The organism is Streptomyces sp. NPDC093586 (genome assembly GCF_044764905.1).
In the GTDB taxonomy this organism is placed as follows: Bacteria; Actinomycetota; Actinomycetes; order Streptomycetales; family Streptomycetaceae; genus Streptomyces.
Map to the genome: position 1 here is coordinate 337,903 of NZ_JBIWJA010000003.1, position 14,845 is coordinate 352,747.

The 14,845-nt window shown below is 71.6% G+C and carries 11 protein-coding genes; 9 read left to right on the plus strand and 2 right to left on the minus strand.

Annotated features, from left to right (window positions below; translation table 11 throughout):
- Positions 1-4 precede the first annotated feature (4 nt).
- Positions 5-703: a DUF1707 domain-containing protein gene (locus tag ACIRFH_RS05540; protein WP_403517245.1), complete on the minus strand. Its 699-nt coding sequence runs from the start codon at positions 701-703 to the stop codon at positions 5-7.
- 195 nt (positions 704-898) lie between these two features.
- Between ACIRFH_RS05540 and ACIRFH_RS05545 the strand changes: the two genes are divergently transcribed.
- The 4 genes from ACIRFH_RS05545 (at position 899) to ACIRFH_RS05560 (ending at position 7,248) form a co-directional block, all read left to right on the plus strand.
- Positions 899-2,575 carry a fumarate hydratase gene (locus ACIRFH_RS05545; RefSeq protein ID WP_403517246.1) on the plus strand — a complete coding sequence of 559 codons (1,677 nt, stop codon included), beginning with the start codon at positions 899-901 and terminating at the stop codon, positions 2,573-2,575.
- Between the two features lie 158 nt (positions 2,576-2,733).
- Positions 2,734-4,119, plus strand: a complete 1,386-nt coding sequence (locus ACIRFH_RS05550) for a class II fumarate hydratase (protein ID WP_403517247.1) — start codon at positions 2,734-2,736, stop codon at positions 4,117-4,119.
- A 57-nt stretch (positions 4,120-4,176) separates the two neighbouring features.
- Positions 4,177-4,881 carry a DUF402 domain-containing protein gene (locus ACIRFH_RS05555; RefSeq protein WP_403517248.1) on the plus strand — a complete coding sequence of 235 codons (705 nt, stop codon included), beginning with the start codon at positions 4,177-4,179 and terminating at the stop codon, positions 4,879-4,881.
- Between the two features lie 273 nt (positions 4,882-5,154).
- Positions 5,155-7,248, plus strand: a complete 2,094-nt coding sequence (locus ACIRFH_RS05560; RefSeq protein WP_403517249.1) for a SpoIIE family protein phosphatase — start codon at positions 5,155-5,157, stop codon at positions 7,246-7,248.
- Positions 7,249-7,316: 68 nt separating this feature from the next.
- On the opposite strand, the gene ACIRFH_RS05565 is transcribed toward ACIRFH_RS05560, so the two are convergent.
- Positions 7,317-9,617 carry a transglycosylase domain-containing protein gene (locus ACIRFH_RS05565; protein ID WP_403517250.1) on the minus strand — a complete coding sequence of 767 codons (2,301 nt, stop codon included), beginning with the start codon at positions 9,615-9,617 and terminating at the stop codon, positions 7,317-7,319.
- Between the two features lie 270 nt (positions 9,618-9,887).
- On the opposite strand from ACIRFH_RS05565, the gene ACIRFH_RS05570 reads away from it, so the two are divergent.
- The 5 genes from ACIRFH_RS05570 to ACIRFH_RS05590 all read left to right on the plus strand — a co-directional run bounded on the left by ACIRFH_RS05570 (position 9,888) and on the right by ACIRFH_RS05590 (position 14,798).
- Entirely contained in the window at positions 9,888-10,826 is a 939-nt protein-coding gene (locus tag ACIRFH_RS05570; RefSeq protein ID WP_403517252.1) for an SPFH domain-containing protein, read from the plus strand.
- On the plus strand, positions 10,823-11,080 hold the full coding sequence (locus ACIRFH_RS05575) for a hypothetical protein (RefSeq protein WP_403517253.1): 258 nt from the start codon (positions 10,823-10,825) through the stop codon (positions 11,078-11,080). Before ACIRFH_RS05570 ends, ACIRFH_RS05575 begins: the two co-directional genes overlap by 4 nt.
- A gap of 162 nt (positions 11,081-11,242) precedes the next feature.
- A complete protein-coding gene (locus ACIRFH_RS05580; RefSeq protein ID WP_403517254.1) occupies positions 11,243-11,767 on the plus strand; it encodes a PadR family transcriptional regulator in 525 nt (174 codons plus the stop codon).
- Entirely contained in the window at positions 11,764-12,453 is a 690-nt protein-coding gene (locus tag ACIRFH_RS05585) for an ABC transporter ATP-binding protein (RefSeq protein ID WP_403517255.1), read from the plus strand. The genes ACIRFH_RS05580 and ACIRFH_RS05585 overlap by 4 nt, the downstream gene beginning before the upstream one ends.
- Entirely contained in the window at positions 12,450-14,798 is a 2,349-nt protein-coding gene (locus tag ACIRFH_RS05590; protein WP_403517256.1) for an ABC transporter permease, read from the plus strand. The genes ACIRFH_RS05585 and ACIRFH_RS05590 overlap by 4 nt, the downstream gene beginning before the upstream one ends.
- Positions 14,799-14,845: the final 47 nt, after the last annotated feature.

Consider the following 14,845-nt stretch of genomic DNA (forward strand, 5'->3'; position numbering starts at 1 on the left):
CGCGCTACATGTGCTTGCGCAACCCCTTCTCCACCTTGCGCTGTACCCGGTCGAGGATGTCCGCGACGATCCTGCCCCGCTTGGGGCGCGCCTCGACGCTGCCCAGCACGGCCCAGCCGTCCACGTAGACGACGGGGGCCTCCGCCTCGGCCGAATCGAGGGAGTCCACCTCGAAGCTGCCGAGCACACCCCCGCCCGCGCCGCGCAGCGACACGTTCTCCGGGACCCGCACCTCGACGCTGCCGAAGACCGCGAACGCCTTGATCACGACCTGCTGGTGCTCGAAGAGCGCCTCGCTGAGGTCTATCTCCACGCTCCCGAAGACCGCGTACGCGTGGATACGGCGGCTCGCGCGCCGACGGCCCCTGCGGACGGCGCCGCTGAACACCGCCACCACGTTCTCCTCGGGGTCCGCCGGGATCGCGCCGAGGGTGGGGCGGTCGGGGACCGGGGCCGCGGCGGCGTCCCGTCGGCCGTGCGCGGCGGGCAGGTCGCGCACGAACACGTCCAGCTCGCCGACCGTCTTGGCGGCCAGCACGCCCTCCACGCGCTCGGCGTGCTCCTCGGCGGTCAGACGCCCCTCGGCGAGGGCGTCGCGCAGCATGTCGGCGATGCGGTCACGGTCGGCGTCCGAGGCGCGCAGCTCGGTGACGTGCGGCGCCGGGCCCGTGTCCTGCTGTCGGTCGTGCTTCTGAAGGTCCACCACGGCAGCGTACCGAAACGCGATAGATCGCGACCAGGGGTGGGGGCGGCCTTGTCGCGCCGTTCGCCCCCGCCGCCCACTGAGCCTTACCTCACAAGCTCGCCGCCGACGACAGGTTCTACGCTGGTGGACGCTGCCAATGGAGGCCAGCCGTCGTTGCTGAGGAATCCAGCCGCGCGTGATGTCGAGTGAGGAATGGGCGAGATGCCTGAGTTCGCGTACACCGATCTGCTCCCCCAGGGCGAGGACACCACTCCGTACCGGCTGGTGACCTCCGAGGGCGTCTCCACCTTCGAGGCCGACGGGCGGACGTTCCTCAAGGTGGAGCCCGAGGCGCTGCGCAAGCTGGCCGAGGAGGCCATCCACGACATCCAGCACTACCTGCGCCCGGCCCACCTCGCCCAGCTGCGCCGCATCATCGACGACCCCGAGGCGTCGAGCAACGACAAGTTCGTGGCGCTGGACCTGCTGAAGAACGCGAACATCGCGGCGGCGGGCGTGCTGCCCATGTGCCAGGACACCGGCACGGCGATCGTCATGGGCAAGCGCGGCCAGAACGTCCTGACGGCGGGCGGCGACGAGGAGGCCCTGAGCCGGGGCATCTACGACGCCTACAAGAACCTGAACCTGCGCTACTCGCAGATGGCTCCGCTCACCATGTGGGAGGAGAAGAACACCGGCTCCAACCTCCCGGCCCAGATCGAGCTGTACGCGACCGACGGCGGCGCCTACAAGTTCCTGTTCATGGCGAAGGGCGGCGGCTCGGCCAACAAGTCGTTCCTGTACCAGGAGACGAAGGCCGTGCTGAACGAGGCCTCCATGATGAAGTTCCTGGAGGAGAAGATCCGCTCGCTGGGCACGGCCGCCTGCCCGCCGTACCACCTGGCGATCGTCGTCGGCGGCACGTCCGCCGAGTACGCGCTGAAGACCGCGAAGTACGCCTCCGCGCACTACCTGGACGAGATCCCGGCCGAGGGCTCGGAGCTGGGCCACGGCTTCCGGGACAAGGAGCTGGAGGAGAAGGTCTTCGAGCTGACGCAGAAGATCGGCATCGGCGCGCAGTTCGGCGGCAAGTACTTCTGCCACGACGTGCGCGTGGTGCGCCTGCCCCGGCACGGGGCGTCCTGCCCGGTCGCCATCGCGGTGTCCTGCTCGGCGGACCGCCAGGCCGTCGCGAAGATCACCGCCGAGGGCGTCTTCCTGGAGCAGCTGGAGACGGACCCCGCGCGGTTCCTGCCGGAGACGACGGACGAGCAGCTCGACGAGGCCGGCGACGTCGTCAAGATCGACCTCAACCAGCCGATGGACGACATCCTCGCCGAGCTGACCAAGTACCCGGTCAAGACCCGGCTGTCGCTGACCGGCCCGCTGGTCGTGGCGCGGGACATCGCGCACGCCAAGATCAAGGAGCGGCTGGACGCGGGCGAGGAGATGCCGCAGTACCTGAAGGACCACCCGGTGTACTACGCGGGCCCGGCGAAGACGCCGGAGGGGTACGCGTCCGGGTCCTTCGGGCCGACGACGGCCGGGCGGATGGACTCCTACGTGGAGCAGTTCCAGGCGGCGGGCGGTTCCAAGGTGATGCTGGCGAAGGGCAACCGGAGCAAGCAGGTCACCGACGCGTGCCACGCGCACGGCGGCTTCTACCTCGGCTCCATCGGCGGCCCGGCGGCGCGGCTGGCGCAGGACTGCATCAAGAAGGTCGAGGTCGTCGAGTACGAGGAGCTCGGCATGGAGGCGGTCTGGAAGATCGAGGTCGAGGACTTCCCGGCGTTCATCGTGGTGGACGACAAGGGCAACGACTTCTTCCAGGACCCGGCGCCGGCGCCGACGTTCACGACGATCCCGGTGCGGGGGCCGGGGCTGGCGTAGTACCCCAGGGCGCGGGGGGGGACGGTTCCCGCCCCCCGCCGCGCCTGCCCTTCCCGACCCGGGGGCGCTGCCCCGGGCCTCCGCCCCTCGAACGCCGGAGGGGCTGGATCCCCCTCCCCGCCCGGAACATCCGCACCGCCCCGCACGCTGTACCCGGTATGAGCGACTACCGCATCGAGCACGACTCCATGGGCGAGGTCCGCGTCCCGGCGGACGCCAAGTGGCGGGCGCAGACGCAGCGTGCCGTCGAGAACTTCCCCGTCTCCGGGCAGCGCATCGAGCGCGCGCACATCGAGGCGCTGGCCCGGATCAAGGGCGCGGCGGCCAAGGTCAACGCCGAGCTGGGGGTGCTGGACAAGGAGATCGCCGGCGCGATCCAGGAGGCGGCGGGCGAGGTCGCCGCGGGGAAGTGGGACGAGCACTTCCCCGTGGACGTGTTCCAGACGGGGTCGGGGACCTCGTCCAACATGAACGCCAACGAGGTCATCGCCACCCTGGCCAGTGAGCGGCTCGGCCGCGACGTGCACCCCAACGACCACGTCAACGCCTCCCAGTCGTCCAACGACGTCTTCCCGTCGTCGATCCACATCGCCGCCACCGCCGCCGTGAGCCGGGACCTCGTCCCCGCGCTGGACCACCTGGCCGCCGCCCTGGAGCGCAAGGCCGGGGAGTTCGCCGACGTCGTGAAGTCGGGGCGTACGCACCTGATGGACGCCACACCCGTCACGCTGGGCCAGGAGTTCGGCGGGTACGCGGCCCAGGTGCGGTACGGCGTCGAGCGGCTGAACGCGTCGCTGCCCCGGCTCGCCGAGCTGCCGCTGGGCGGCACCGCGGTCGGCACCGGCATCAACACCCCGCCCGGTTTCGCCGCCGCCGTCATCGAGGAGGTGGCCCGCGCGACCGGGCTGCCGCTGACCGAGGCGCGCGACCATTTCGAGGCGCAGGGCGCACGGGACGGCATCGTCGAGACGAGTGGGCAGCTGCGGACCATCGCCGTCGGGCTGACGAAGATCGCGAACGATCTGCGGTGGATGTCGTCGGGGCCGCGGACCGGGCTCGCGGAGATCGTGCTGCCCGATCTGCAGCCCGGCTCGTCCATCATGCCGGGCAAGGTGAATCCGGTCATCCCGGAGGCCGTGCTCATGGTCGCCGCCCAGGTCGTCGGCAACGACGCGACCGTGGCCACCGCCGGGGCGGCCGGCAACTTCGAGCTGAACGTCATGCTGCCGGTCATCGCCAAGAACGTGCTGGAGTCGGTGCGGCTGCTCGCCAACGTCTCGCGGCTGCTCGCCGACCGGACCGTCGACGGCATCACGGCGAACCGCGAACGGGCCCGCGAGTACGCCGAGTCCTCGCCGTCCGTGGTCACGCCGCTCAACAGGTACCTCGGGTACGAGGAGGCCGCCAAGGTCGCCAAGAAGGCGCTGGCCGAGCGGAAGACGATCCGTCAGGTGGTGCTGGAGGGCGGGTACGTCGAGCGCGGCGACCTCACGCACGAACAGCTGGACGAGGCCCTGGACGTGCTGCGGATGACCCGTCCGTGACATCCGCTCCTCGCGATCACCCCCGCGTCGGTTGGTCAGGGCACCTAATATCTGTCCATGGCAGACGGTGAAGCGATGAGCGCGGCGGCACAGGCGGGCGGTCCGGCCGCCCCGGCGGAGTTCTGGGCTCCGGGCAGTCACATCCTGTGGCGGTACCGGGAGAACGGCGGGCGGCACTTCCACATCGTGCGGCCCGTCACCGTCGTACGGGACGACGCCGATCTGCTCGCCGTGTGGCTGGCGCCCGGCACCGAGTGCGTCAAGCCGGTGCTCGCCGACGGCACGCCCGTGCACCTGGAGCCGCTGGCGACGCGCTACACCAAGCCGCGCACCGTGCAGCGCGACCGCTGGTTCGGCACCGGGGTGCTGAAGCTGGCCCGGCCCGGTGATCCGTGGTCGGTGTGGCTGTTCTGGGATCCGGGCTGGGTGTTCAAGAACTGGTACGTGAACCTGGAGGAGCCGCTGGCCCGCTGGGAGGGCGGTGTCGACTCCGAGGACCACTTCCTGGACATCACCGTGCAGCCGGACCGCAGTTGGCACTGGCGGGACGAGGACGAGTTCGCGCAGGCCCAGCGGGACCGGCTGGTGGACGCCGACCTCGCCGAGCGGGTGCGCGGGGCGGGACGCGCAGCGGTCGAGGCGATCCGGGACTGGGGGTCGCCGTTCTCGGACGGCTGGGAACAGTGGCGCCCCGATCCGTCCTGGACGGTACCGTCGCTGCCCGGCGACTGGGATCGCACGCCCGCGCACGTGTCCCCATGAGACCCTTGATGCGCCCCCGGGCAAGAAACGTAGGATCGTCCTCCGCAACGGGCGCAGGGGCAACCGGCGGAGCGTGCACTGTGCTTGACCGATCGTCACCGAGGGGCGGCAGGACGTGAGCGAGGGCTACGAGGGCAGTACCGGTCGCGGCCGGCCCGCCGGTGGCACAGGAACAGCCTCTGACCACGCGGGAATCCCGTTCCCCGGGCACGTCTTCCGGGTATCGGGATTCCTGCGGGACGAACTGCACGCGCCGCGCGCAGTCCCGGACGGATGGATTCGACACGCGTGACGGAGCACCCGACATCCTTCGAACGCCCCTCGACGGGCGACGGCCCCACGGACTCCCCCGGGGCGTTCCTGAGTGCCCCCGTGCCGCCGCGGGCCCCCGCGGGCGCCTTACCGGCACAGGGGCGCACCGGCGAGACACCGCCCGCCCCCGGCGCGGGCGCGGGCGCCTTCGAGCACTCCCAGCCGGGTGCGGAGCACGCCGCCGAGCCCGACACCCACCGGCCGCGGCCCGCGGCCGAGGGCGTCCCGGTCCAGCCGGGCGGGCCCTCGGACGGAGTGGGGTCTTTGGCGGGGCAGGGCGGCCGTGACGCGTCCCCGGCACCGGACCGGCGTACCGGGCAGTCCACCGTGCCCGGACGGCCCACGCCCATGCGGCGGGACGGGGACCGGCTGCGGTTCGTCGGCGCCGCGACCCGGCGGATCGCCCGGGGCATGGACCTGGACGAGATCGTGATGGGGCTGTGCCGGGCCACCGTGCCGACCTTCGCGGACGCCATCCTCGTCTATCTGCGCGAGCCGCTGCCGGTCGGTGACGAGCGACCCACGGGCCCGCTGGTGCTGCGGCTGCGCCGCAGTGACCGGATACCGGCCGAGCGGGACACCGAGGGCGGTTTCCCGCCCGCCGTCCAGCCCGAGCCCACGGAGCTGGAGGCGGTCGGTTCCGAGCTGTGCGAGGTGCGGCCCGGCAGCGCGCTGGCCGAGGTGCTGCGCGGGGTGCGCCCGGTCTTCACGGACGCGCCCGCGGCCCGTGCCGCCCTGCCGGACCTGCTCGGTGACGGCGGCGGGTTCGCCGTGCCCGGCGGACGGCGGGCGATCCTCGCGCCGCTGCGCGGCCGGCGCCGGGTGATCGGCGCCGCCCTGTTCCTGCGCGGCCCGGAGCGCACCGCCTTCGAGGGCGACGACCTGCTGGTCGCCGCCCAGCTCGCGACGCACAGCGCGCTCGGCATCGACAAGGCCGTGCTGTACGGGCGCGAGGCCTACATCGCCGACGAGCTGCAGCGCACGATGCTCCCGGAGAACCTGCCGCGCTGCACCGGCGTGCGGCTGGCCTCCCGCTATCTGCCGGCCGCCGAGACGGCGCGGGTCGGCGGCGACTGGTACGACGCCATCCCGCTGCCCGGCAGCCGGGTCGCGCTGGTCGTCGGGGACGTCATGGGCCACTCGATGACGTCGGCGGCCATCATGGGCCAGCTGCGGACCACGGCGCAGACCCTGGCCGGGCTGGACCTGCCCCCGCAGGAGGTGCTGCACCACCTGGACGAGCAGGCCCAGCGCCTGGGCTCCGACCGCATGGCGACCTGCCTGTACGCCGTGTACGACCCGGTCGCGCACCGCATCACCGTCGCCAACGCCGGCCACCCGCCGCCCGTCCTGCTGCACCTGGGCGGCCACGCCGAGGTGCTGCGCGTCCCGGCCGGCGCCCCGATCGGGGTGGGCGGCGTGGACTTCGAGGCCGTGGAGCTGGAGGCCCCGGCGGGGGCGACGCTGCTGCTGTACACGGACGGACTGGTCGAGTCCCGCCTGCGGGACGTGTGGACGGGCATAGAGCAGCTGCGGGAGCGTCTGGCCGCCACCGCGCAGCTCACCGGCCCGGACCATCCGCCGCCGCTGGAGGCCCTGTGCGACGAGGTGCTGGACATGCTCGGGCCGGGCGACCGGGACGACGACATCGCGCTGCTCGCCGCCCGTTTCGACGGCATCGCGCCCAGTGACGTGGCGTACTGGTTCCTGGAGCCGGAGGACACGGCCCCCGGCCGGGCCCGCCGCCTGGCCCGGCGCGCCCTGGTCCGCTGGGGCATGGAGGAGCTCACGGACTCGGTGGAGCTGCTGGTCAGCGAGGTCGTGACCAACGCCGTGCGGTACGCGACCAAGCCGGTCACCCTGCGGCTGCTGCGCACCGACGTGCTGCGCTGCGAGGTCGGCGACGACGTGCCGCAGCTGCCGCGGCTGCGGCAGGCGCGCGCCACGGACGAGAACGGGCGCGGGCTGCACCTGGTGAACCGGATGGCCCGGCGCTGGGGCGCGACCCGGCTGAGCACCGGGAAGGTGGTCTGGTTCGAGCTGAACCGGGGCTGAGAGGCACACGGAAGGGGCGCCCGGTGAGCACCGGGCGCCCCTTCACGTTGCCGCCGACGTCCTGCCGGCTACTGGTCCCACGGGTCGTCGCCCGGGAAGCCCGGTTCCTCCGACTCCGTGGTCTCCCCGCCCGTCGGCGGCTCGGTCGACGGGGTGCCGGACGGCGACTGCGAGGGCGACTGCGAGGGCGACTCGGTTTCGGGTGCCTCGGTCTCCGGCGCCTCGGTCTCCGGTTCCTCGGTCTCCGGTGCCTCGGTCGTCTCCTCCTGGGTCGGCGACTGGGTCGGCGACTGGGTGACCGTGGGCGAGGTGCTGGGCTTCACCGCGGCGCCCTGCTTGGTCTCCAGGTCGAACTTCTCGACGTCCTTCATCACGCCGAAGGTGTACGCGGCCCAGATCTGCGCCGGGAAGCCACCGCCGTTGACGCGGGGTTCGCCGCCCGCCTTGTACATCGGGACCTGGGCGCCGGTCTTGGAGTCCTCGCCGAACAGGCCGACCGAGGTGACCAGGCCGGGCGTGAAGCCGGTGAACCAGGCCGACTTGTTGTTGTCGGACGTACCGGTCTTGCCGGCCACCTGCTGGCCGTCGCGCATCGGGTTGTCGCGCACGGACTTCCGGGCCGTACCGTCGTCGACCACGCCGGTCAGCACGGACGTCACCGTGTCGGCGGCCTCGCGACTGATGATCTGGTCGCCGATGGGGTCGGGGAAGTCGACCTTGCGGGAGTTGTGCTCGACCGACTTCACGACGGCCGGGGTGACCTTCTTGCCGTGGTTGTCGAGGGTGGCGTAGACGCCGGCCATCTCCAGCGGGCTCGCGCCCATACTGCCCAGGGTCTGGGCCGGCACGGCCTGCACGCCTTCGGTGTCCATGCCGAGTGTGCCCGCGACCTTCATGACCTCGGGCATGCCGACGTCGACGCCCATCTGCGCGAAGACGGAGTTGACCGACTTGTTCATCGCCTCCTGGACGTCGATCTCGCCGTAGTCGGCGTCGTCCTCGTTCTCGGGGGCGAATCCGACCTCCCGGCCGTCGTCCACCACGGGGCGCTTGCTCGTGCCGTCGTACATGGTGTTCGCCGTGATCGGCACGCCGTCCTGCGTCTCGGCGTCCTCGTCCACGGCGGCGGCGAGGATGACCGGCTTGAAGGTGGAGGCGGGCTGGTAGTCGTCGCGGGTGGCGTTGTTCGTGTAGTGCTTGACGTAGTCCACGCCGCCGTACATCGCGACGACCGCGCCGGTCTTCGGGTCGACGGAGACGGCGCCGGCCTGGACGTCGGCGTCGACCTTGCGCTTGGCGGGGTCCAGCTTGCTGGTCAGCTGCTCCTTGACGGCCTTCTCCAGTGCCGCCTGCTTCTTCTTGTCGACGTTGAGCGTGACGGTCCAGCCGCCGGCCTCGACCATCGCGTCGGCCTGCTTCATGTCCTCGGCGGTGCCGCCGGCGACGAGCTGCTTCTTGAGCGCGGTGTTGGCCGCCTCGACCAGGTAACCGGTCTGGCCCTCCATCCCGGGTGCGGGCTTGGGCTCCTTGGGGACCGGGAACTTCATGTTCTGGCGGGCGGCCTCGTCCAGCCACTTCTGCTCGACCATGTTGTTCAGGACGTAGTTCCAGCGTTCCTGGACCAGCCTCTTGCCGGTGTCGCTGGCGATCGCCCAGTCGTACTGGTTGGGCGCCTGGAGCAGCGCGGCGAGGTAGGCGCCCTGCTCGACCGTGAGGTCCTCGGCGTCGACGCGGTAGTAGGCCTGGGCGGCGGCCTGGATGCCGTAGGCGCCGCGGCCGTAGTAGCTGGTGTTGATGTACCCGGCGAGGATGTAGTCCTTGGACTTCTCGCGGTCCAGCTTCAGGGAGATGACCAGTTCCTTGAGCTTGCGCGAGACGGTCTGGTCCTGGGTCAGGTAGTAGTTCTTGACGTACTGCTGGGTGATCGTCGAACCGCCCTGGGCGCCCTTGCCGGAGAGCGTGTTGAGCACACCGCGCGCGGTGCCCTTGAGGTCGACGCCGGAGTCCTTGTAGAAGGTCTTGTTCTCGGCGGCGACGAAGGTGCGCTGGACGTCCTTGGGGACCTTGGCCAGGTCGACGATCTCGCGGTTGTAGCCCTTGCGGGCCATGATCGAGCCGTCGCTGTACTTGTAGACGTTGCCCTGCCGCTGGGCGTCGGCGTTGCCCTCGGGTATGTCGATCATCATGTAGAGCACGATGAAGGCGCCCATGCCGAGCAGGCACACGCCGAGGAACGTGCCGAGGATCTTCTTCCAGGTGAACAGCCGGCGTATGAGGCTCCGGTCGGCCTTCGGCGACGAGCGGCGTCGACTCGGCGCCGCGCGGCGGCCACCGCGCCGGCGCGCCCTTCTCTCTTCCGCTCGTCCCATGGATCCGATCCGCTCCGATTCGGTCGTGTGTGCTCACCCGTCACACGGGTTCGCCACTCAGGTCAGCTCAGAAAGCTAACACCGTGAGATACGTCGAACGGTCGCCGATCCCACCTTGTACGGACGTGAGAATCAGCACCTGTCCCAAAGGAACCGACGTACGAAAGGGGTTCAGGGTTGCCGTGACCGGGTAAAGTGATATCACATAGCGATATCAATGCCATCAGCGGGGAGCGGGCGAGCGCACCTCGCGGGAACGGGGGGACACTCATGTCCGTACACGGAACATCGCAGGCCAAGGCCGATATGCCCGAGATGCCGGCGCCACGGGTGCGGGAGACCCAGGCACCCAGCATCGGCGGCGGGCTGGCGCTTTTGCTGGGACTGCTCGGGCTGATCGTCGGCGCCGCGCTGATCGTCGCCGCCACGACGGTCTCGGCGGCCGGCGCGAAGGCCGGGCTGATCGTCGGGGGCGTCGTGATCGCCCTGGCGGCGTTCCTGGCGATGTGCGGGCTGAACATGGTGGCGCCGGGCGAGGCGCGGGTGGTGCAGCTCTTCGGGCGGTACCGGGGGACGATCCGGCAGGACGGGCTGCGCTGGGTGAACCCCTTCACCTCGCGCACCAAGATCTCGACGCGGGTACGCAACCACGAGACGGCCGTCCTGAAGGTGAACGACGCCTACGGCAACCCGATCGAGCTGGCCGCCGTCGTGGTGTGGCGGGTGGAGGACACCGCACAGGCCACCTTCGAGGTGGACGACTACATAGAGTTCGTCTCCACCCAGACCGAGGCGGCCGTGCGGCACATCGCCATCGAATATCCCTACGACGCCCACGAGGAGGACGGCCTCTCGCTGCGCGGCAACGCCGAGGAGATCACCGAGAAGCTCGCCGTCGAGCTGCACGCGCGCGTGGAGGCGGCCGGCGTGCAGATCATCGAGTCCCGCTTCACGCACCTCGCGTACGCGCCGGAGATCGCCTCGGCGATGCTCCAGCGGCAGCAGGCCGGCGCGGTGGTCGCGGCCCGGCGGCAGATCGTGGACGGCGCGGTCGGCATGGTGGAGGCGGCGCTGGCCCGGATCAGCGAGCAGGGCATCGTGGAGCTGGACGACGAGCGGAAGGCGGCGATGGTGTCCAACCTGATGGTCGTGCTGTGCGGTGACCGCGCCGCCCAGCCGGTCCTGAACACGGGGACGCTCTACCAGTGACGACCCCGTCCGGGGGCCCGGCCCCCAAGCGCCGGCCGCAGCAGCGCAAGCAGGTGCTGCTGCGGCTGGACCCGCAGGTGTACGAGGCGCTGGCCCGCTGGGCGGGCGACGAGCTGCGCTCGGCCAACGCCCAGATCGAGTTCCTGCTGCGCAGGGCGCTCGCGGAGGCGGGCCGCCTGCCCGGCGACACCGGGCCGCTGCCCCGCCGGGGGCGCCCTCCGAAGGGCGGTCCGGGCGCGGCGCCCCCGTCGTGACCGGCCCGGAACAGGCCGCGCCACCGCATCCTCGCGGTGGCGCGGCCTCCGTCGTAGCGGAACCGTGACAAACGGCTCCGACCTGCGGTCCCGTACCCCGCGCCACGATCTCTGCACCCCGCGTATACATGGGGTGTATACGCCGTGTGTAGAGTGCTGCGCATGTCCATCGGTCACACCCTCCTGGGGCTCCTGGAGTCCGGACCGCGCCATGGTTACGACCTCAAGCGCGCATTCGACGAGAAGTTCGGTCACGACCGGCCGCTGCACTACGGCCAGGTCTATTCGACGATGTCCCGCCTGCTGAAGAACGGCCTCGTCGTGGTCGACGGCATCGAGGCGGGCGGCGGTCCCGAGCGCAAGCGGTACGCGATCACCGACGCCGGGATCACCGACGTGCAGCGGTGGCTCGCCACGCCGGAGAAGCCCGAACCGTACCTGCAGTCCACGCTGTACACGAAGGTCGTCCTCGCGCTGCTCACCCACCGCGACGCCGCCGACGTCCTCGACACCCAGCGCTCGGAACACCTGCGCAGCATGCGCATCCTCACCGACCGCAAGCGCAAGGGCGACCTCGCCGACCAGCTCATCTGCGACCACGCCCTGTTCCACCTCGAGGCCGACCTGCGCTGGCTGGAGCTCACCGCCGCGCGCCTCGACAAGCTCCGTGAGGCGGTCGTCCGATGACCCATCCCGCAGGTTCCCTGCTCTCCGCCGAGAAGCTGACCAAGGCCTACGGCCCGACCCTCGCCCTCGACGGCGCCGAGTTCTCCATCCACCCCGGTGAGGTCGTCGCCGTGATGGGCCCCTCCGGGTCCGGCAAGTCGACGCTGCTGCACTGTCTCGCCGGCATCGTCACCCCCGACTCGGGGACGATCACGTACGACGGGCGGGAGCTGTCCGCCATGTCCGACTCCCAGCGCAGTGCGCTGCGCCGCTCGGAGTTCGGCTTCGTGTTCCAGTTCGGGCAGCTCGTGCCGGAGCTGACCTGCGTCGAGAACGTCGCCCTGCCGCTGCGCCTGAACGGCACCTCTCGCAAGGACGCCGAGCGGGCCGCGCTGACCTGGATGGAACGGCTGGAGGTCGACGACCTGCGCAAGAAACGGCCCGGCGAGGTCTCCGGCGGCCAGGGACAGCGCGTCGCCGTGGCACGGTCGCTGGTCACGAACCCGCGCGTGCTGTTCGCCGACGAGCCGACCGGCGCGCTGGACTCCCTCAACGGCGAGCGCGTGATGGAACTGCTCACGGACGCCGCCCGCTCCACCAACGCCGCCGTCGTGCTGGTCACGCACGAGGCGCGGGTGGCCGCGTACTCCGACCGCGAGGTCGTCGTACGGGACGGCAGGTCGCGGGACATGGAGCGCGCCGTATGAGCGTGCGCCAGTGGAGCCGCGACCTGGCCATGGGTGTCCGCTTCACCCTCACCGGCGGGCGCGAGGGGTGGACCCGGGCCCTGCTGACCGCCGTCGGCGTCGGCCTCGGCGTGGCACTGCTGCTGCTGACGACGGCGATCCCGAACGCGCTCGCCGTGCGGCACGAGCGGGAGGCCGCGCGCACCGACTTCGACTTGGCGCTCACCGAACAGCGGCTCCCCAAGGGCGACGGCACCCTGGTCGTCGCCGACGTCGACACCGACTTCCGCGACACCACCGTCCGGGGCCGCGCCCTGGAGGTCGAGGGGCCGCGGGCGCCGCTGCCGCCCGGGGTCGAGAAGTTCCCGGCCGTGGGCGAGATGGTGGTCTCCCCCGCGCTGAAGGAGCTGCTGGAGTCGGACTCCGGCAAGCTGCTGCGGGAGCGGCTGCCCGAGCGGATCACCGGCACCATCGGGGAGAGCGGGCTGATCGGCTCGCACGAACTCGCCTTCTACCGGGGCGCCGAGGGGCTCGCCCCGCACATCAACGGCTTCCTGATCACCCGCATCGACCACTTCGGCGACCCCGAGCCGGGGGAGGAGAAGGCCGACCCGGTGCTGCTCCTGCTGGTCCTGGTCGTCTTCGTGGTGCTGCTGATGCCGGTCGCGGTCTTCATCGCCGCGGCCGTGCGGTTCGGCGGCGAGCGGCGCGACCGGCGGCTCGCGGCACTGCGGCTGGTGGGCTCCGACAGCCGCATGACCCGGCGGATCGCCGCCGGCGAGGCGCTGGCGGGCGCGGCGCTCGGGCTCGTCTTCGGCGCCGGGTTCTTCATGATCGGGCGTCAGCTGGCGGGAACCGCCGAGGTGTTCCGCATCAGCGTGTTCCCGAGCTACCTCAACCCCTCGCCGCTGCTGGCGCTGCTGGTGGCGGTGGCGGTGCCGGCCGCGGCCGTCCTGGTGACGCTGTTCGCGCTGCGCGGCGTGGTGATCGAACCGCTCGGCGTGGTGCGCACGGCGAAGCCCGCGCGCCGGCGGCTGTGGTGGCGGCTGCTGCTGCCGGTGGCCGGCCTGGCCATGCTCTACCCGATGATCGGCAACGGCCGCGACCACGGGAACTTCAACCAGTACCTGGTGACCGGCGGCGTCGTCCTGCTGCTGGTCGGCGTGACCGCGCTGCTGCCGTGGGTCGTGGAGACGGTGGTCGCCCGCCTCGGCCGGGGCAGCGTGTCCTGGCAGCTGGCCGTGCGCCGGCTGCAGCTGAGCAGCGGCACGGCGGCCCGCATGGTCAACGGCATCGCCGTGGCCGTCGCCGGGGCGATCGCGCTGCAGATGCTGTTCGCGGGCGTGGACGACGACTACACGGAGAGCACCGGACAGGACGTGTCCTGGGCGCAGATGGAGGTGTCCCTGCCGAGCGGGGAGCCGCTGGGCCCGGCCGCCGAGAAGCTGCGGAACACCGAGGGCGTGACCGCGGTCAACCCCTACTCCGAGGCGTACCTCGGCGAGCGTGCCAAGGACCCGGAGTCCACCACGATGATGACCGTGGGCAGCTGCGCGGCGCTGCGGGAGCTCGCCGAGCTGCCGTCGTGCGCCGACGGGGACGTGTTCGCCGTCCGAGGCGCCGAGTGGGACAGCGGCGTCGACATGGGGCAGCTGGTGAAGCCGGGGCGGAAGCTCTACCTCGACCCGACGTACGAGGGCGGCAGGAAGCGCCTGGAGATCCCCTGGACCGTGCCGCAGGACATCAAGAACGCCAAGCCGGGTGCCCATCTGGTCGGCGGGATCGACCGGGGCGGCTTCCTGGTCACACCGAAGGCGCAGCCGGCCGCGCTCGAGCCGGCCCTGGAGGGGCACGCCTATCTCCGGCTCGACGAGTCCGTGCCGGACGTACGGGAGCGGGTGCGCAACACCGCCGCAGCCATCGGCCCCCGGGCGTACCCCCTGAACTGGACGGCGACGGAGCGCACCGACCGGTTCGACGCCCTGCGCACCGGTCTGTTCGTCGGCGCCACGTGCGTGCTGGGGCTGATCGGCGCGAGCCTGCTGGTCTCGCAGCTGGAGCAGCTGCGCGAGCGCAGGAAGCTGCTGTCGGCCCTGGTCGCCTTCGGCACCCGGCGCCGCACGCTGGGCCTGTCGGTGCTGTGGCAGACCGCGATACCGATCGTGCTGGGTCTGGTGCTGGCCTCGGCGGTCGGCCTGACGCTGGGCACGGTACTGCTGAAGATGACGGGCACGCCGGTCGTCGTCGACTGGGCCGGTGTCCTGTCGATGACCGGTATCGGTGCCGTGGTCGTCCTGGTGGTGACCCTGGCCAGCCTGCCGCCGCTGCTGCGCCTGATGCGCCCGGAGGGGCTGCGGACGGAGTAGCCCCGGCCGCCCCGCCCCCTCTCCCCCAGCCCGGACGCGGCACGCAC